Annotated in this window: 14 protein-coding genes; 5 read left to right on the top strand and 9 right to left on the bottom strand. The window is 52.7% G+C overall.

Annotation, left to right across the window (positions count from 1 at the left end; genetic code table 11):
- Together WIH05_RS09590 and WIH05_RS09585 are read left to right on the top strand one after the other, a co-directional pair.
- Positions 1–425 (top strand): response regulator transcription factor (locus WIH05_RS09590; RefSeq protein WP_337425311.1); only part of this gene is annotated, 425 nt, incomplete at its 5' end.
- Positions 426–436: 11 nt separating this feature from the next.
- Positions 437–2,731, top strand: coding sequence for a HAMP domain-containing sensor histidine kinase (locus WIH05_RS09585; RefSeq protein ID WP_022274405.1), 2,295 nt, complete (start codon positions 437–439; stop codon positions 2,729–2,731).
- 91 nt (positions 2,732–2,822) lie between these two features.
- Here WIH05_RS09585 and WIH05_RS09580 read toward each other — a convergent pair whose 3' ends face one another.
- Entirely contained in the window at positions 2,823–3,950 is a 1,128-nt protein-coding gene (locus WIH05_RS09580) for a M20 family metallopeptidase (RefSeq protein ID WP_022274406.1), read from the bottom strand.
- Between the two features lie 20 nt (positions 3,951–3,970).
- Positions 3,971–5,362, bottom strand: a complete 1,392-nt coding sequence (locus WIH05_RS09575; protein WP_252207509.1) for an MATE family efflux transporter — start codon at positions 5,360–5,362, stop codon at positions 3,971–3,973.
- 275 nt (positions 5,363–5,637) lie between these two features.
- Between WIH05_RS09575 and WIH05_RS09570 the strand changes: the two genes are divergently transcribed.
- Entirely contained in the window at positions 5,638–7,254 is a 1,617-nt protein-coding gene (locus WIH05_RS09570; protein ID WP_337425310.1) for an HD domain-containing protein, read from the top strand.
- Between the two features lie 33 nt (positions 7,255–7,287).
- On the opposite strand, the gene WIH05_RS09565 is transcribed toward WIH05_RS09570, so the two are convergent.
- The gene (locus WIH05_RS09565; RefSeq protein WP_022274409.1) at positions 7,288–7,590 is read right to left on the bottom strand and encodes a hypothetical protein; all 303 of its coding nucleotides are present in this window, start codon (positions 7,588–7,590) and stop codon (positions 7,288–7,290) included.
- A 125-nt stretch (positions 7,591–7,715) separates the two neighbouring features.
- Between WIH05_RS09565 and WIH05_RS09560 the strand changes: the two genes are divergently transcribed.
- Positions 7,716–8,897, top strand: coding sequence for an amidohydrolase (locus WIH05_RS09560; RefSeq protein ID WP_262427095.1), 1,182 nt, complete (start codon positions 7,716–7,718; stop codon positions 8,895–8,897).
- Between the two features lie 327 nt (positions 8,898–9,224).
- Here the strand turns inward: WIH05_RS09560 and WIH05_RS09555 are convergent, their stop codons facing one another.
- The 5 genes from WIH05_RS09555 to WIH05_RS09535 all read right to left on the bottom strand — a co-directional run bounded on the left by WIH05_RS09555 (position 9,225) and on the right by WIH05_RS09535 (position 15,253).
- A complete protein-coding gene (locus WIH05_RS09555; RefSeq protein WP_337425309.1) occupies positions 9,225–10,187 on the bottom strand; it encodes an ATP-binding cassette domain-containing protein in 963 nt (320 codons plus the stop codon).
- Complete coding sequence (locus WIH05_RS09550) at positions 10,174–11,217, bottom strand: ABC transporter ATP-binding protein (protein WP_337425308.1); 1,044 nt, start codon at positions 11,215–11,217, stop codon at positions 10,174–10,176. Before WIH05_RS09550 ends, WIH05_RS09555 begins: the two co-directional genes overlap by 14 nt.
- A 17-nt stretch (positions 11,218–11,234) precedes the next feature.
- Positions 11,235–12,383: an ABC transporter permease gene (locus tag WIH05_RS09545; RefSeq protein WP_022274414.1), complete on the bottom strand. Its 1,149-nt coding sequence runs from the start codon at positions 12,381–12,383 to the stop codon at positions 11,235–11,237.
- Entirely contained in the window at positions 12,383–13,333 is a 951-nt protein-coding gene (locus WIH05_RS09540) for an ABC transporter permease (protein WP_022274415.1), read from the bottom strand. Before WIH05_RS09540 ends, WIH05_RS09545 begins: the two co-directional genes overlap by 1 nt.
- Before the next feature lie 102 nt (positions 13,334–13,435).
- Positions 13,436–15,253 (bottom strand): ABC transporter substrate-binding protein, encoded by a 1,818-nt coding sequence (locus WIH05_RS09535; RefSeq protein WP_337425307.1) that lies wholly within the window; start codon positions 15,251–15,253, stop codon positions 13,436–13,438.
- A 128-nt stretch (positions 15,254–15,381) separates the two neighbouring features.
- Between WIH05_RS09535 and WIH05_RS09530 the strand changes: the two genes are divergently transcribed.
- The gene (locus WIH05_RS09530) at positions 15,382–15,795 is read left to right on the top strand and encodes a DUF3899 domain-containing protein (RefSeq protein ID WP_022274417.1); all 414 of its coding nucleotides are present in this window, start codon (positions 15,382–15,384) and stop codon (positions 15,793–15,795) included.
- 207 nt (positions 15,796–16,002) lie between these two features.
- Here WIH05_RS09530 and WIH05_RS09525 read toward each other — a convergent pair whose 3' ends face one another.
- On the bottom strand, positions 16,003–17,958 hold the full coding sequence (locus tag WIH05_RS09525) for a sigma 54-interacting transcriptional regulator (protein WP_337425306.1): 1,956 nt from the start codon (positions 17,956–17,958) through the stop codon (positions 16,003–16,005).
- Positions 17,959–18,040 lie beyond the last annotated feature (82 nt).

Genomic DNA, 18,040 nt, shown 5'->3' with positions numbered 1-18,040 from the left:
TAAACATCGGGGCGGACGATTATATCACAAAGCCCTTTAATCCCCTGGAGCTGGTGGCCCGGGTCAAATCCCAGCTCCGCCGCTACACCCAGCTTGGAAACCTGAACCAGCAGAACAGCTCCCAGGTCTATAAGTGCGGCGGTCTCATGATCAATGATGAAAATAAAGAGGTGACGGTGGACGGCGAGCCCATCAAGCTCACGCCCATTGAGTATAACATCCTGCTGCTCCTTGTAAAGAATGCCGGAAAGGTATTCTCCATCGACCAGATCTACGAAAAGATCTGGAATGAGGATGCCATCGGCGCCGACAATACCGTAGCCGTCCACATCCGCCATATCCGCGAAAAAATTGAGATCAACCCCAAGGAACCCCGCTACTTAAAGGTGGTCTGGGGCGTGGGCTATAAGATCGAGAAACAGTAAGGAGAATCCAGATGAGCCAGAATACACCGAGTTTTTTTCTGAAGCGTTTTTCCGGTTTTCTGCACTTTATCTTTGCCCTAATCGCGCTCACCGGAGTCGGGTTCATGTATCTGAACAGCAACTACGGCCGCGGACTGGACTGGATCGAGGATGAGACCTTCGACCAGTCTCCGGATTTTAATAAGAAGGTGCAGGCCGACATCGCCAGTATTTTCGACTATATCCAGTACCAGGAGCTTTTTGAGACCAACGGAGAGGTGGACTACAATAAAATGGTCCTGGACGTCTCCTCCGGCCCCGGCGGAGACAAGAGCTATACCCTCAACGACATCATCCTATACGGAAAGTCCCTGGGCTATTATATGGATGAGGCCGACAACTATGCCTTAAAGGGCGGGCCCGAAAACCTCAGCGCAGAGGATGAGGAGCAGTATTATGTGCGCTGGCGCTGCTATCAGTCCGAGGAGGAGCTGACGGGACCCGACCAGTCCTTTGCCACCCTGCCGGAGCTGACCTATGAGATCCTGAAGCGGTTCTCTTCCTATTACTCCATATATTCCCGGCTCATGTCGGATTTCACCAACTTTTATTTCCGTGTGGCTTTTTATTCCAAAAATGACGCCATCTATGAGATCCACACCAATGCGCCGGAAATGACCATCGACGACATGATGGCCATGGGAAAATATATCTATTATTCCGGGGATTCCAATGACCTGGCCGTAAGGACGAACTTTAATTCCACCTTCCCCAGTGTTCCGGCCCTCATGGCCAAGGCCAATCCCTACAACAGCTCCAACAACTATGTGGTCATCGGCCTGGACACCACCTACAAGGCCCTGGACGACTATGCCCATGCGTACACCCAGTACAACAGCTCCAGGAAGACCTTCGTAAACGGACTCTACCTGGCCTCCATCGGCCTGGCCGGCTGCCTTCTGACCTTTGTTTTCCTTATGTTTGCCTCGGGCCATCCGGCTCTTGGGGACCGGTCCGTGGTCCTTTATCCCTTTGATAAGATCAAAACGGATCTGATGCTTCTGTTAATGGCCTTTGCCGCTTACATAAGCGCCGCCTTTCTGGCCCCTCTGGCATCAAAGCTCCTTCACCTTCTGGTAACGGAAGGCTACTGGGACCGCGCCAGCCGTCTCATGATGTTCGGAAGCCTGTATATGGTGGGGATCCTGACCTTTTTCAGCCTGGTCCGCCGTTATAAGGCAGAAAGCCTCTGGACCAACAGCCTCCTCCATGATCTGACGGAGACCCTTTCCGAAAGCACCTTCAAATACCGTCTGACCTTAAGCTTTGCGCTTTATCTGGCGGCCAATGTGTTTACGATCACCCTGGGGGCATTTTACCTCATCCAGAGCGAGGGAAGCGGGTTTACCTCTGTTCCCTTCCTGGCCGGTCTCTCCTTCTGGGTGGTGGGCAATCTGGTCGTATTCTATTTCCTGTACCGCAACGCGGTCCAGACCGATAAGCTCCACCAGGCCATCGACAAGCTGGCTTCCGGAGAGACCAGCTACAAGGTGGACGTTTCCCAGTTTTCCAGCCTGGAGGCGCAGCTGGCTGAGGGCTTAAACCGCATCAGCGACGGTCTGGAAACGGCTCTGGCCGAGCAGGTAAAAAGCGAGCGCTTAAAGGCAGACCTGATCACCAACGTATCCCACGATATTAAGACGCCGCTGACCTCCATCATCAACTATGTGGATCTCATCAAGCGCGAAAAGCCCCAGGATCCCACGATCCAGAAATATCTTGAGGTCCTGGACCAGAAATCCCAGCGCCTTAAGACGCTGACCGAGGATCTGGTGGAGGCCTCCAGGGCCAGCTCCGGAAATATCAAGCTGGATATGGCCAATATCGACATCGTGGAGCTGGTCCAGCAGACCAATGGTGAATTTGAGGAAAAATACGCCATCCGTCATCTGGACATCGTTACGACCCTCCCCAATGAGGTGATTCTCATTGAGGCCGACGGCAGACGGCTGTGGCGCGTACTGGAAAACCTGTACAACAACGCCTTTAAATATGCCATGGAAGGCACCCGCGTCTACGTAGGCATCGAGGACCGGGATTCCGAGGTCGTATTCTCCATTAAAAACGTTTCTGCCACGCCGTTAAACATCAGCCCCGACGAGCTGACCGAGCGCTTCGTCCGCGGCGATACGTCCCGTACCACCGAGGGAAGCGGACTGGGCCTTTCCATTGCCAAGGACCTGACCCAGCTCCAGGGCGGCCGGTTCGAGATCACCATTGACGGGGATCTGTTTAAGGCAGAGCTGACATTTGCCATTAAAAACTAGCCGGATCTGTATCTGTATTTCAAAAAAAGAGCTGCTGCCAGCAGAGGATCTTCAAAATCCCCCTGCCGCAGCAGCTTTCTTCTATATTGTTCTACCGGATATCCAGAATCAGCGAAGCCAGCAGCGCGATCCGCGGAATATACTGGCTGATCCGCAGGTATTCGCTTTCGGAATGAGCCCCGTCCCCCCAGCCTCCCAGGCCGTCCAGGGTGGGGATCCCCATGGCTGACACAGCGTTTCCGTCGCTGCCCCCGCCTACGAACTGGTGGGAAAACGAAAGTCCCAGCTTCCTGCCGCATTCCTTCGCAGCCGCAAACAGCTCCATGTTCCCCTGGGTCTCCTCCATGGGAAGCTTCCCTTCCACGATCTCCACCTCCCTGGACGCACCAGGAACAGATATCGGCAATTCCAGGATCTCCCGTCGGATCCTCTGGCCCTCCTCCATAGATTTATAGCGGCAGTCCACGGAAAAGCTGGCCGCAGCCGGTACCACATTGACCTTCGTTCCTCCCTGGCATATGCCCACATTGACCGTAGTGCCGGCCTCATAATCCGTCAGTGCCTGGATCTTCAGGATCTCCGCAGCCATCTCCTGGATGGCGTTGATTCCTTCCTTATGGGCATTTCCCGCATGGGAGGCCTTCCCATGGATCGTCACATTGAATTTTATATTTCCCTTTCTTCCTGTCTTAAGATCCCCGTTTCCCACACAGGGCTCGCAGACCAGGGCCGCCCGGGCGTTTTCTGCCAGTCCGCAGATAATGTCCGAGGATTCATGGCTTCCCGTCTCCTCGTCTCCATTGAAAATAAAGACCAGCTTTCTCCCCGGATCGATCCCCAGCTCCTTATAGGCTCTGGCCGTCCATATGGCCGAGATAAGACCACTTTTCATATCCGAAACACCAGGGCCATACAGCCGGTCTCCCTCTGTGCGGTACTGAATGGCGCCGATCAGATGTACGGTATCATAATGGCCAATGATCAGGAGTTTTTCCTCTCCCTGTCCGAGCTCAAACCGCACCAGATCATGTCCTCCCTCCCGCTCATAGACCAGCGGCTCCTCTCCCGTCCGCTCCCGGATCAAAGCCTCCAGGACCTTCCTGGTTTCGGCCAGAGCCTCCAGATCCGATGTGCTGGCCTCTGCCTTCACCAGCCGCTCCAGATCCCCAAAGATCTCCGCCTCGTGATCCCTGAAATACTTTAAAAGTCTCTCCTCCATATGGATCCCTCCCTATATATTTAATTTTTACGCTTTTCTCCCTGGTCTGCAGATATTACCTTCACCCGCTTCCATTTTCCCGTCAGATACCAGCCAAAGGAAATGATATAGTTGGCCGCCCAGCCCATGGGAACGGCCATCCATGCCACCTGGATCCCGTAAACAGGGGCAAACACGTTGGTGACGATGACCCGGATGGACAAATTCACCAGATTGGCCGCCGTAAATGCCGCCACATCCCCAGCTCCCCGGAGAAGACCATCGGTAGTGGCCTTAAGGCCGATGAAGGCATAGAAAAAGGAAAGAAATTTCACGTAAGAAACGCCCACAGAATAGGCAGTGCTGCCGCCGCTCTCCAAAAACATGGACACAAACGCGCCGCCGAACAGCTGGTACATGATGCACAGGCCCGCGCCCACAGTGAGCACGGTCACATAGCACATCTTATAGCCCTCCTTCACCCGGTCCAGCTTTCCAGCGCCAATATTCTGGGCCGTAAAGGTGGACATGGCATTTCCCATGGCCAGCATGGGAACGATGCTTAAGGACTCGATCCGGCTTCCTGCCGAATAGCCTGCCAGGGCCGCAGAACCGAAGCTGTTGACCACGGACTGGACCAGAAGGATGCCCATGTGGACGATGGACTGCTGGAGCGTGGAGGGAACGGCGATCTTCACCATGGACCGCATCATCCCGAAATCATAACAGCCATATTTTTCCTCTTCCTCATACCCCTTCAGCTTCCGCATCAGAAGGAAAAAGGAGAGTACCGCCGAGACGCCCTGGGCGATCAGCGTTGCCACCGCCACTCCACGGACTCCCTGATGGAAGCAGATCACGAACACCATATCCAGCGCAATGTTTAACAGGGAGGAGAAGATCAGAAGATACAGCGGTCTTTTGGAATCTCCCAGGGAATTAAAAATGGATGCCTGGACATTGTACATGAACAAAAACGGAAGACCCAGAAAATAAATGGCCAGATACAGGGCTGCATCGGAAAAAATGTCCTCCGGCGTATTGACCCACGAAAGGATCTGATGGTTAAAAACAGCACCAACGGTCCCCAGGATCACAGAGATCACCAGGAAATTGATCATGGTCGTAAATACGGCTGTCTTCATTTTCCCTATCTTTCCCGCTCCCAGAAACTGGGAGATGATCACCGAGCTCCCGATTCCGCCGCCGATGGCAATGGCGATGAACACGTTGGTGATGGCGTAGGACGCGCCCACGGCCGCCAGGGCATTTTCCCCAACGAAGCGGCCCACGATCACCGAGTCTGTGATATTGTAAAGCTGTTGGAACAGGTTACCGAAGATCATGGGGAGGGCAAAAAATAAAAGCGCTTTCCCTGGATGATCTGTCAGCATGTCGTATCTCTTCTTTTTTGCTGTCTGATTTGCCGGCATGGTTTTCCACTCTTTCTATCTGTTTTTTCTGGCTGATGCCAGAGCCTGGCCAGGAGCCTGACCGTTTCATTATAGCACTCTGGACCGGATTCTTCCAAGGGTTTCCTCTCAGAAAATCCAAATGTGAAAATCCCCAGGAAGTCCGCCAGCCCCCATATTGTGAAACCAGACCGGTCATGATATAATGCGTTACAAACAGATCCGATCGCCGCCAAAATCCGGCACTTCATTCTCCCGGAGGGATACGGATCCCCCAAGAAAGGAATTTTCTGCCAATGATCGATTTCAATGAATATAAAAAATACTTTGACGATTATGCGGCCCGCTATGATCACACAGACGGCCGAGTTGCCCTTAAGATCGTCCATACCTATGCCGTTGTCTCCGTCATGGAAAATCTGTGCCAGAAGCGCCTTCTGCCGCCCCACACCGCCGGACTGGCCCTTTTATGCGCCCTTTTTCATGATATCGGCCGGTTTGAGCAGTTAAAACAGTACGACACCTTCCTGGACCATAAAAGCGTGGACCACGCATCCTTAAGCTGCCGGGTCCTGCGGGAAAACCATGTGCTGGACCGGCTGCCTGAGACAGACAGGGAAGCCGTTCTCACTGCCATCGAAAACCATAACAAGCTGAGGATCGATCCCACCGTGACGGCCGCAGCCTCTTCCTGTCCCGATGACGCCCAGAGTTTAAGAGCGCCGGGGCCCTGCTGCTCCGCCGGAGAGGTCCTGGAGCTGTGTCGCCTCATCCGGGACGCCGATAAATGTGACATCTTCCGCGTCTTCGCCACCGACGACATGACCGATGTGGTGGGGGCCTCCGAGGAAGAGATATCCCGGGAAACCATTACACCAACGGTCATGGAAGCTCTCCGGGACCATGTTTCCGTGGACCGGCGTGCCAGGAAGACCCATCTGGACCAGTGGATCGGCTTTTTATGCTTTATATTCGACTTAAACTACCGGGAAAGCATCCAGATTGTAAAGGAGCAGGGGTATTATAGAAAGCCCTTTGAACGGACGGATTTTAAGAACCCTGCTGCCAGAGCCCTGGTCCACGAAGCTCTGGGAACGGTGGACCTGTACATGGAGACCTTCGGACAGACCATTCCCGACGCTCTCCGGGAATTTTTCCAGGACCACCCGAAAATGGCTCTGGCTTTTTCCGGCGGGACTGACTCCGCCTATCTCCTATACGCGGCCAGGGCCTGCGGCTGTCATGTCCGGGCTTATTATGCAGCTTCCCCCTTCCAGCCGGCCTTTGAACTGGAGGACGCAAAAAAACTGGCCGTTTCCCTGAAAGCCGAGATGACCATACTCCCCTTAAACGTCCTGGAGCTGTCCGCAGTCCGGGAAAACCCCTCCGACCGCTGCTATCACTGTAAAAACGCCATCTTTTCAAGGATCCTGGAGGCGGCAGAAAAGGACGGCTTCCTGGAGATCATGGACGGCACCAACGCCTCCGACGATGCCGGGGACCGGCCCGGGATGCGGGCCCTGCGGGAGCTCCGGGTCCTTTCTCCCCTGCGGATCTGCAGCGTCACCAAAAAGGCCCTGCGGGAATATTCCCGGAACGCGGGACTCTTTACCTGGAACAAGCCGGCCTATGCCTGCCTTGCCACCAGAGTCCCCACTGGCTGCTCCATCGACCAGGAGATCCTAAAAAAGATCGAGCGGGCGGAGACCGGTCTCACCAGGCTGGGCTTTTCTGATTTCCGCGTCCGCGTCTGGAAGGATCCTGCAGGCCAGGATTCCTGGAATGCCAAGCTCCAGCTTACGGAATCCCAGTTTTCCCTTCTGGCCGAAAAACGCCTGGAGGTCCTGGAGCTTTTAAAACCGGATTTCTCCCAGGTGCTCCTGGATCTTTCCGCCCGGTCTGTGACCATATAAAAAACAGATACAGCAAAGGCAGTCTGAAATCCATCAGAGCTGCCTTTTTTCTGTATCCGCCTTTTCCTCATCCGTTCCGTAGTTCTCTCCATAAAATCGGTTCAGCCAGTCCACTGCATTCCGGATCCCCTCGTTATCGAAGGAAAATTCCTGAAACTTCTTTTTTTCATCCTCTGTCACAGAAAAAATATAGGGTCCTGGCCAGGCAGCGGCCTGAAGAACGTCGCCATTCTCTCCCGCTTCCTTCCGTATCATGAAATTCATTTCTTTCTCACTTCCCGTAAACGTGGTTTTTTTCAAATATGGGATGGAGATCATCCCATCCAGATCGATCATATTCCCCGCCTCCTGTCTAAATTCATTATATCATCCTTTTTCCTTCCCCGCTATTGTAAAATCTGTGAATTCTTTATATACTTTATTTTATCAGAAAACATAAAATATAAGAAAGGAACACACAAATGAAACAATTTGTCAAAGACCTGGTCCACTCCTATGAAGAACCGTTAAAAGAGATCCGCCACCATCTCCATGAAAACCCGGAGCTTTCCTTTGAGGAATACAGGACCGCAGAGTACATCCGCAAGGCCCTTGGCTCCATGGGGATTGCCCTCCAGGACGGGATCACCGGCACCAGCACGGTGGGAATCCTGAAGGGCCGGGAGGCTGGTCCCTGCATCGCCTTCCGGGCAGATATCGACGCTCTTCCTGTGGAAGAAAACAACGATCTCCCCTATAAATCCAAAACGCCCGGCATCATGCACGCCTGCGGCCATGACACCCATGCCGCCTGTCTCTTAGTATTGGCCCGGATCTTATCTGAGCATCCGGAGCTGGTAAAAGGAACTGTAAAATTCATCTTCCAGGCAGCGGAGGAAAAGCTTCCCGGCGGAGCAAAGGCCCTCTGCGCAGATCATGCCTTAGACGGCGTGGACATGGTATTCGGAATGCACAGCTCCTCCAACCATCCCCTGGGGACCATCACCTTAAGCCACAGCTCCAGCTCCGCGGCCATCGGTATTTATGAAGTGGCTATCCACGGCAAGGGAGGACACGGAAGCGCTCCCCACAACGCAAAGAACCCGGTTCCCGTGGCCTGTCTCTTGGCCTCTGCCTTAAACCAGATCCTGGCAGAAAAGAAGGCCCCCGCAGATACCGGAGTATTCACCGTCTCCTACATAAACGGCGGCCAGTACCCCAATATCATCACAGATACCGTTACCCTGGGCGGCAACATCCGTACCCAGGACAATGACCTGATCCAGCAGATCTTCGGCCACATTGATTCCATCAGCCACGGCATCTGCGAGGCCCACGGAATGACCTGCGACGTGACCACTACCCTGGGATACCCGGCCACCATCAATACGCCGGAATACGCAGATGTGATCGCAGATGCGGCAGATACTATGGGGTACACACCGGTGGAGGAATCCGGTTCCCTGGGCGGGGAGGACTTCGCATACTTCCTGATGGAAAAGCCCGGCGCATACTTCCATGTGGGTATGGCCGATCCGGACCGTCCCATCACCTCCAGCCCCCATCACAACTGCAGCTTCCAGCTGGATGAGCGCGGACTGGCCATTGCCCTGGAAATGGAGCTGGCTCTGTACTTAAAGCTCACAAAACAGGATGGGGAATAAAACGGAAGTCTGATACTTGTAATTTCTTTCAGATATGATATACTAAATATAGAAAAAGGGAAAGCCACAGAAGCGGCTTACCCTCAGACAGTCCGCAGCTGTTCAGCCGTCAACTATTTGCGGTAGTTGGCGGCTGCTTTTTTCCCTTAAAGACTGTATAGCACAGTCCCACAAGGGCGCATATGAATATTCCCTTCCGCCGCATGGCGATCCCCGCGGAGCGTTTTTTATGTCGTAGGACGGCACTTTCCTATGGCATAAAAGATGCTGCAAAGGGAATATAAAGCCTGCCCTTTGCAGCATCTTCCATTTCTTACTTCTATTTTCTTACGCCTTCCACTGCTTCTTTATCTCCTCAAATTCCTCATCTGAACAGTACACCGTATGCCCGGGAGCGATCTCATGGTAAGAAGGCTGGTTTCCATCCCCATACCGGTGCATTTCCGGATCATAATGGATCTTCTTCCGCTTCTTTTCATTGATAGGATCCGGCTCCGGGATGGCAGAAAGCAGGGCCCGGGTGTACGGATGCATGGGATTCTTAAATAATTCGTCGGAATCCGCCATCTCCACCAGCTTTCCATAATACATCACGCCGATCCGGTCGGAGAAATACTTGACCACCGACAGGTTATGGGCAATGAAGAGAATGGTCAGCCCCATCTCCTCCTTCAGCCGGTTCAGCAGATTGATGACCTGGGCCTGGACCGAAACGTCCAGAGCCGACACTGGCTCGTCGGCGATCACCATCTGGGGCTTTACGATCAGCGCCCTGGCAATGCCGATCCTCTGCCTCTGGCCGCCGGAGAATTCGTGGGGATACCGGGAGGCGTGCTCCGCCTGAAGCCCCACGTGCTCCAGCATGGCCACCACCTGCCGATGCAGCTCCTCCGGATCTTTTACCCCGCGGATCTTTAAGCCCTCGGCAATGATCTCCTGGACCGTCATCCTGGGGTTTAAAGAGGCAATGGGATCCTGGAAGATCATGGCAATGTTGTCGGTGATATACTTTCTCAGGCTCTTATCCATCTTCCCGCTGATCTCTTTTCCGTCAAAGGACACGGTCCCGCTGGTGGGATCGTACAGACGGATGATGGTGCGGCCTGTGGTGGTCTTTCCGCAGCCGGATTCCCCCACCAGCCCGAAGGTCTCTCCCCGCTCCACATAAAAGGAAACGTCGTCCACAGCCTTCACCACCGAGGTTTTCCCGCGCTTTTTTGTGGTAAAGTGCATACTTAAGTGTTCCACATCCAGGATATGGTCACGCTCTTTTCTGTTATCCGATTTCATATCCTGCCTCCTCCCTCATCCTGGCGATCCTGTGCTTTAAGATATCCGGCATCTCCACCTTGGGCGCGTCGGGATGAAGCAGCCAGGTGGCGGCATAATGGGTATCGGAGATCTTAAAGTACGGCGGCTCCTTTTCAAAATCGATCTTCATGGCATACTTATTCCTGGCCGCAAAGGCATCTCCCTTGGGCGGATGCAGCATGTTGGGCGGCGCACCGGGAATGGCAAACAGCGTCTCCTCCGTGTGAAGGTCCGGCATAGCCGAAAGGAGCGCCCAGGTATAAGGATGGGCCGGCCGATAGAAAATATCCTCGCAGGTCCCCACTTCCACAATGCGTCCTGCATACATCACGCAGATCCGGTCCGCCATGTTGGCCACCACGCCCAGATCGTGGGTGATGAAGATCACCGAAAGATCCCTTTCCCGCTTCATATCGTTGATCAGCTCCAGGATCCTGGCCTGGATGGTCACATCCAGGGCTGTTGTCGGCTCATCACAGATCAGGATCTCCGGGTTGCTGGCCAGAGCGATGGCGATGACGATCCTCTGGCGCATACCACCGGAAAACTGGAAAGGATAAGCGTCATACCGCTCGGCGGCGTTGGGGATCCCCACAGCCTCCATAAGCTCGATGGCCCGGGCCTTGGCTTTGGACTTTTCAATGACCTTGCTTAAGATCAGAGCCTCGGTGATCTGCTTTCCGATCTTCATAATGGGATTTAAGGCCGAAAGCGGGTCCTGGAATACCAGGGAGATCCGTTTTCCGCGGATCTTATAAAAATCGGCCTCCTTATACTTCGCCATATCCTGGCCCTGGTACATAATAGTGCCGCTGTCAATATGGCCGTTTTTGGCCAGGATCCCTAAGATCGCCTTGGTAGTCACGGATTTTCCAGAACCGGACTCCCCCACGATGGCCAGGGTCTCGCCCTTATACAGGTCAAAATTCACATCCCGCACCGCATGCACCTTTCCTGCAAAGGCATTGAAGGATACGGAAAGATCTTTTACGCTTAAAATTGGTTCCATACTTTTCTCTCCTTTCCTTATGCGCCCCGCTGGGTCGGATCAAAGGCGTCGCGCAGGCCGTTGGATAGCATGTTGAAGGCGATCATTAACAGGGAGATCACCACCGCCGGGAAAAATACCTGGTTGGGATACTGCTGCATCACCTTCTGGCCCTGGGATAAGAGAACGCCAATGGAGCTTTCCGGAGCACGGATCCCCAGTCCAATGTAAGCTAAGAAGGACTCGGTGAAGATAGCGCCCGGAATGGCGATCATGGCCCTGGTAATGATGGGGCCGATGGAGTTGGGCAGGATATGGCGGAAGATCAGAGCCATGTCCCTGACGCCCAGGGTCCTGGCCGCCAGCACGTACTCGCTGCCCTTATAGCGGTAAAACTGAGAGCGGATCATCCTGGCCGTTCCGATCCAGTTCTGGACCACCAGGCAGAGGATGATGGAAAGGATCCCCGTACCAAAAAACAGGATGAACAGAGTCACCACCACGATTTCCGGGAACGCGCCGATGATCTCGGTGATACGCATCATGATCATATCCACCTTTCCGCCGTAATAGCCTGCGATGGAGCCGTATACAATACCGATGCACACGTTGCAGATCACAGAAATAAAGGCGATCAGCAGGGAGACCCTGGCGCCGCGCCACATGCGCACCCAGAGATCCCGGCCCAGATAGTCGGTCCCCATCCAGAAATACGTTCCGTCCTCCACGCCGGAGTACTTATAATAATCCACCTTAATATCGCACATTTCCACGCCCTGGACCGTGCGGTGATTGATGACCTTTAAGATACTGCCCTCCGGATACCGGGAGGTATCCTCCAGAGAGTCCACCCGCCGGTTGGTGAGCCACCGGGTCCCGTCCAGGATCCCATAGTTTTCCAGCACCGGCACCTTGGGCGGAAGATTGATGCGGTTCAGATCCTGGTCGTTGTAGTCCCAGCGGCTGAGGGCCGGGGCAAACACAGCGAACAGAAGAACGATCACGATCCCTATGAAGGCGATGATGGAAACCTTACTGCGGCAGAAGCGCAGCATGGCGTCCTTAAAGAAGCCGATGGGCTTATCCTGGAACTTTTCATCAGCGATCTCGCCCTCCATCTGGACAAACTCAAAGCTTTCCGGCTCCACCTGGTATTCAGGCAAATCGGAAGAATAAAATTTTGCCATTACTTCTTCCCTCCCATCCTCACACGCGGGTCAACAATGCCGTAAGACAGATCCACGATCAGAACCGTGATCAGAGAAACCAGCGAGTAAAAAATCAGTACTGCAAGGGTCACTGTATAATCCGGCGCGTTGACGGATTTGACCATGATACCACCCATGCCGGGGATCGAAAAGATCGTCTCGATCACCAGACTTCCGCCCATGATGCTCGTGAACATGGGAACGATGATGTTCATTAACGGAAGCAGGGAATTGCGGATCCCATGGTTCAAGGTAGCCTGCCGCTCCGTAAGCCCCTTGGTCTTGGCAAGGAGCATGAAGTCCGAATTGATGGTCTCGGCCAGCTCTGCCCTCAAATACCTGGTGACACGGGCAATGGGGCCTAAGGACAGGGCGATGATGGGAAGTGCCAGACCATGGAACCTGGCCCAGCCAGTGGATGTGGCATCGAAGATGATCGGGAACAGCCCACCCTTAAACGCCACGAAATACTGGAGCAGCGTCGCAAAGATAAACGACGGCACGGAGATAAAGATGACCACCAGAAACGAGATCAGGTAGTCGGTGATGGAGTTTTTCCGTATGGCCGCCACGATCCCCAGGCCGATTCCCAGCGGCAGGGAGATCAGCAGCGAGAAGAAATTAATATATAACGTCACCGGGATCTTGGTCTTTATAATATCCCAGACCGGCACGTTAATGTTCATCTTAAGGGATGTCCCCCAGTCTCCCTCTAAGATCAGACCCTTTAAAAACAGGCCGTACTGGACGATGATCGGCTTATCAAGGTTATATTTTGCCTCCAGGGCCGCCCTCTGCTCATGGGTCATATCCACCGCATCGTCAAAAATCCCCCCAGGCATGAGGCGGATCACCATGAATCCCACGGTCAGTATGATAAACATGGTCAGCAGCATGGCTAAAATTCGCTGGATCGTATACTTCGCCATAAGACATGTTCCTTTCCACATCAGATTAGAAAATGGGGATGCCGCAAAACAGCATCTTCGCAGCACCCCCATCCTGGTTCCTGTCAGTTATTCTGCAAACGATCAGTCCTTTGTACTGAGAATGTATCCAAAGCCATAGCCGGGGATATATTCGTCGCATACAAGATGGATCTTAGAGCTGATCAGATTGTAGGACGGAGCTTCATAGACCGGACAGGCCGCCACTTCATCCAGAACGATCTTTTCCATCTGTCTTGTGAGGTCCATGCGGTATGCAGGATCCAGCTTCGCTTCGATATCGTAGTTGGCCTTTTCCCAAAGGGCGTCAAATTCGTCGTTGTAATATGGCTCGTTCTTATTGGAATACATGCTGCTGTAAACCTTAAGTCCGTTCCACGGAGCCGGAGTACTGGTGTTCCAGCCTCTCCACTGAAGCTCGAAGCTGTTGGGATCGCCTTCCTTCCAGCCCTTGATATAGCTGTTTAATACAGAAGTAGAACCTGCCATCAATTCCAGAGTAAAGCTGTCGCCAAATACCTCTGGCAGAGATTTGTGCAGAAATTCAGAAGCTGCTTTATTATTGGCGCTGGTCTCGTTATACTGTAAGGTCAGGGTCAGACTTGTAAGACCGCATTCCTCCAGGGCCTTTTCATAATATTCCTTCGCCTTTGCCGGATCGTAGCCCAGATTGGGCTCTAAAAGAGCCTGAGATTCTTCCATGTCACGGTAGGTCTTTCCATCTAAGCCGAGACACTTGCTTGCTACCAGGTAATTGGCCGGGATCCCGTTTGTCATCTTGGCGATGCTTTCTCTGTCAACCGCATAGAATAATGCCTTACGGAAATTTAAATTTCCAAGAATCCCGTTGTTGTTGGTATTTCCATGGTTGATGGTAAGGGTCTGAATCGAAGTGGCCGGGGCTTTCTTGATGCTGGGATCATCGATATACTGCTCGATGGATTCCGGGCTTAAGGAAACCGCGTCCAGTTCGCCGTTTAAGTAAAGCTCCAGGGCTGTATTCCGGTCGCCCACGATCTTATAGTTGTAGCCATCCAGCTTGATCTTATCGCCCAGAACGAAATCCGGGTTCTTCTTCATATCGAACTGGGAGCCTGCGATCCACTGGTCCAGGATAAATGCGCCGCAGCTCATGTATTTTTCCCTGGTGGATCCGTAAGTGTTTGTGCTTCGGTCCTCGCTCATACATGCCTCATAAGTAGGCTCATGAACCAGGCAGGTCCATACATAGTTAAAATGTGACTTAATGTCTTCAGCCGTTACGGGAGCGTCCAGCTGGAGCTCCAGGGTATAGTCGTCGGCTTTTTTAATTCCTACGTCCTCCCAGGCAACAGTTCCGGCGTTCCCCTGGAGAGAATAATCCGATGCTTTGGTAATAGTGATATAGTCGCTGGCAAGCTGGGAGGCACGGCTGTTGACCATAATAGGATCCAGACACATCTTAAAGGAGTAGATCACATCGTCTACGTCAATGGCGTCTCCATTTTCCCACTTGGCATTTTCACGGATCTTGATATGCCATACCTTTCCTTCCTCATCCGCCTTCTCCGGCTCTTTTTCTGCCAGCTCCGGAAGGTACTCGAAACTGGTCCCCTCCATGTTGGGGTACTGGCGGTAAAGCTGGAGAGAAGTTCTGGCGATCACGTCGCCGGATACACTCATGGTATAAATATGTGGATTAATAGTATCCACATCCGTCGTCATATAGTCATGGAAGATCTTCGGCCCGGACTCTTCCGCCGAGGCTATCTCTCCGGCCTGGCTCTCTCCGGAGGTCCCAGCTGCGGCTGTGGTCACCGGCTCATTGGAATCCCCGGGATTCTTCGGTTCGCTGCTGCACCCGGAAAGCAGGCCGGCTGCCATGGCACATGCCATCATTGCTGCTAATACTCTTTTCTTCATTCACTCATTCCTCCTTTTTTATTGCAGGGCTTCCGCCCATAAATAACGACTGGCGTTTCTTGACTTTCTTTCCAATCCAGGTATAATAGGACTCATAATCATTTTTAGAAACAAAGGACGGTGCATCTATGTCTTCACTTTCAGTCAAAAATCTGAAAAACTACGTGGTCCTGGGGATCGCCGTGGCTGCTGCCTACATTTTTTTCCAGAAGGACCAGATCTTCCTCTACCGGCTCATCGACGGCCTCTTCATCGGCGGCATGCTTCCAATGATCCTGGGCTGCTTCCGCCTGGCCAAATACGCTGGCTCCTTCGACCTGCTGGTCTACTCCCATAAAAAGCTGGCCCGCTCGGGAAAGAACTCCGATCTTTCACAGGAAGAAAAGGATCCCGGAAGCTCTGCTGCTCCCGCTCCCGAACAGCTCGGGTCCTATTCCGACTATCTGACCCAGAAGAAACCGGCTGCCACCTATAAGGAGCCGCTTCTGGCCGGAGGCGTCTTTATCCTGGCCTCCCTGTTTTTGACCATTGCATTTTACTAAATGTGCATGACTCATTTATGTGTATTCTGTATATATTTGAGATATTTGCTTGGGATTCATTGTGTTTATTATACAAATACATATATTGTGTGTCAAAGCAGAAACTGTCATTTTTCGTCCATATCGTAAATTATCAGACAAAATAAAGGGATTAGGTTTTTAAAGAAGTTTTCTCCTTCGTTTAAATAACCTAATCCCTTTTGTATTTTACTCTAACTGGAGCTCTCCTGTTTCTGTGATCTCACAGCCCCCTCTGGTACGGTTCACCTTTATGAGTCCCTGCTCCGAAAGACTCTGAAGGATGCTCCGGATCTTTCCCTCCGCCACCTGGATCCCTTCATTCTCCAAAATTTCCTGGAGACCGGCCCGCCCGGTCTTCGGATTCTGGGCCACCGTCTGTAAGACCCGTTTTTCCAGGGGAGAAAGCAGCGACGTTTTTTTCGCCATCTGAAGCCTTATGTAAGCCGGAAGATCCCGGATGGTCAGCTTTCCCTCCGAATGAAAACAGTAAACATACTTACAGAGGTTTTCGATCTCCTTTCCGTTGCCCGGCCATGAATACGCCGTCAGGCTGTTCCACAGCTCCTCGCTGCACATATCGGTCCAGCGCAGAGCTGAATTGTTGTAGATATTCCGTATAAAGTACTCAAATAAAAGCGGAATATCCTCGGGTCTCTGGCGGATGGGAAATGTCTCCAGGGATACCTCGCCGATCATATAAAAAAGAGACTTTAAAAACCTCCCCTCCTGGCACATGGTATAAAGATCCTCTTCCGTGGATGCGATAAACCGCACGTCGGGCATCTGGTCCATCATATTTAAAAATTCCTTCTGCATCGATATCGACATACAGTGAATGCCATTCAGATACAGGGTCCCGCCCTCTGCCCGATTTAAGATCCCCTCCCGGCCGTCTCCGGGAAACAGCTCCTCCATGATCTGCCCTTCACTCAAGACCGTCAGATTCAGCTTCATAAAGGGCTCTGCACTTCTCCTGGAATTATTGTGGATGGCCTGGGCCAGCACCTCTCTTCCCGTACCCGGCTCCCCGGAGATCAGCACCCGGTAATCCGTTAAGGAGATCCGTCTGGCCGCCTCCACCATGCGCAGAGAGCGGCTGTTGGCCGTCCGGTAATCATCAAAGCGGAAGTAGGCCCCTTCTCTCTTTATAACGTTTCCTTCCGTATCCCCCTCTGGAGCCGGTCTTTCCAGGGCCGGCTGGTCCATATGGCAGTGGATCATGGTCAGTCTCCGGTGGTTCATGTCCCGGATCTCCTGGACTGTCAGCTTCAGAGGCTCCTCCTTACCCCTGCAGACCAGGAAAAATGGGGAACGCTGGTCCTGGGACCTTTTTGCAATGCCGTCCAGCTCCGGGACCGCCTCCTTAAGGAGCGTACCCACCAGGTGGGATCTGGGAATATCCAGGGCCTCCTTAAACTGCTTATTGATCATCTGGATCTTCCCCCCGTCATCCACAATACAGACGCCGGTATCAATATTGCTGATGATGCTCTGGGTAATGAACTTCGTGTTGGTGGCCTGGCTCAGCTGGTGATTGGATATTTTCAAAAGCTGCACAAACTGGTTGATATAATTTAAGGACACCACATCCGCCAGGCTTAAAGGCAGATGGAAAAATGAGGCGATCTCCGAGATCGTCGAAATATCGGCGATCCGGATCCCGATGTCCACCAGCGTCTGGACGTTCCTGGGAGCCAGCTTATTTTCTCCCACCGTCACCGCATACTGGATCCTGGGATCCGTCTCCGGACAGTCCGGATAGTATGGAATGAAACGGTATTGGGTGATCCCAAGTGTGTATAGAAGCTGTATGCTGTCCTTTGCCGAGCGCTCCGAATCATTGACCAGATACACCTCCGAATTGGACGGGATCGAAAGGATCCTGTTTAAATACGTATGGTTAAAGGTCCGGATACAGATCAGATACCGGATCTTCGGCATCATGAGAGGCTCCGCGATCCTGGCCGCGGATCTGGAGCTGAACAGTACCAGATCCGCCTTTTCCATCCGTTCCGTATCCACATCTGCCGCAAGGCAGGTTTCCAGATGGATATATTTACTAAATATATGATTTAAATAGGACCGCATTCCTACATTTGTCGTTGAGCTCTGAGATACGATCAGCATTGTGGGCTTTTCCACCTTATACCCCCCCCCTGTATTTTTCATTCAATTCCATTATAGTCGCTCATATACAGAAAAACAACCAGATCTCCCAGTCCTC

The sequence above is a fragment of the Alitiscatomonas sp. genome, assembly GCF_037242085.1.
GTDB classification, from domain to species: domain Bacteria; phylum Bacillota; class Clostridia; order Lachnospirales; family Lachnospiraceae; genus Alitiscatomonas; species Alitiscatomonas aceti.
The sequence above is the reverse complement of the archived record's forward strand: the minus strand, read 5'-3'. Positions and strand labels throughout refer to the sequence as shown.

Coding starts and splice junctions, on each gene's coding strand:
- WIH05_RS09555 (WP_337425309.1), bottom strand. CDS start 10,187: ATGAAATCGGATAACAGAAAAGAGCGTGACCATATCCTGGATGTGGAA.
- WIH05_RS09585 (WP_022274405.1), top strand. CDS start 437: ATGAGCCAGAATACACCGAGTTTTTTTCTGAAGCGTTTTTCCGGTTTT.
- WIH05_RS09545 (WP_022274414.1), bottom strand. CDS start 12,383: ATGGCAAAATTTTATTCTTCCGATTTGCCTGAATACCAGGTGGAGCCG.
- WIH05_RS09540 (WP_022274415.1), bottom strand. CDS start 13,333: ATGGCGAAGTATACGATCCAGCGAATTTTAGCCATGCTGCTGACCATG.
- WIH05_RS09580 (WP_022274406.1), bottom strand. CDS start 3,950: ATGGAGGAGAGACTTTTAAAGTATTTCAGGGATCACGAGGCGGAGATC.
- WIH05_RS09570 (WP_337425310.1), top strand. CDS start 5,638: ATGATCGATTTCAATGAATATAAAAAATACTTTGACGATTATGCGGCC.
- WIH05_RS09560 (WP_262427095.1), top strand. CDS start 7,716: ATGAAACAATTTGTCAAAGACCTGGTCCACTCCTATGAAGAACCGTTA.
- WIH05_RS09575 (WP_252207509.1), bottom strand. CDS start 5,362: ATGCCGGCAAATCAGACAGCAAAAAAGAAGAGATACGACATGCTGACA.
- WIH05_RS09535 (WP_337425307.1), bottom strand. CDS start 15,253: ATGAAGAAAAGAGTATTAGCAGCAATGATGGCATGTGCCATGGCAGCC.
- WIH05_RS09530 (WP_022274417.1), top strand. CDS start 15,382: ATGTCTTCACTTTCAGTCAAAAATCTGAAAAACTACGTGGTCCTGGGG.
- WIH05_RS09565 (WP_022274409.1), bottom strand. CDS start 7,590: ATGATCGATCTGGATGGGATGATCTCCATCCCATATTTGAAAAAAACC.
- WIH05_RS09550 (WP_337425308.1), bottom strand. CDS start 11,217: ATGGAACCAATTTTAAGCGTAAAAGATCTTTCCGTATCCTTCAATGCC.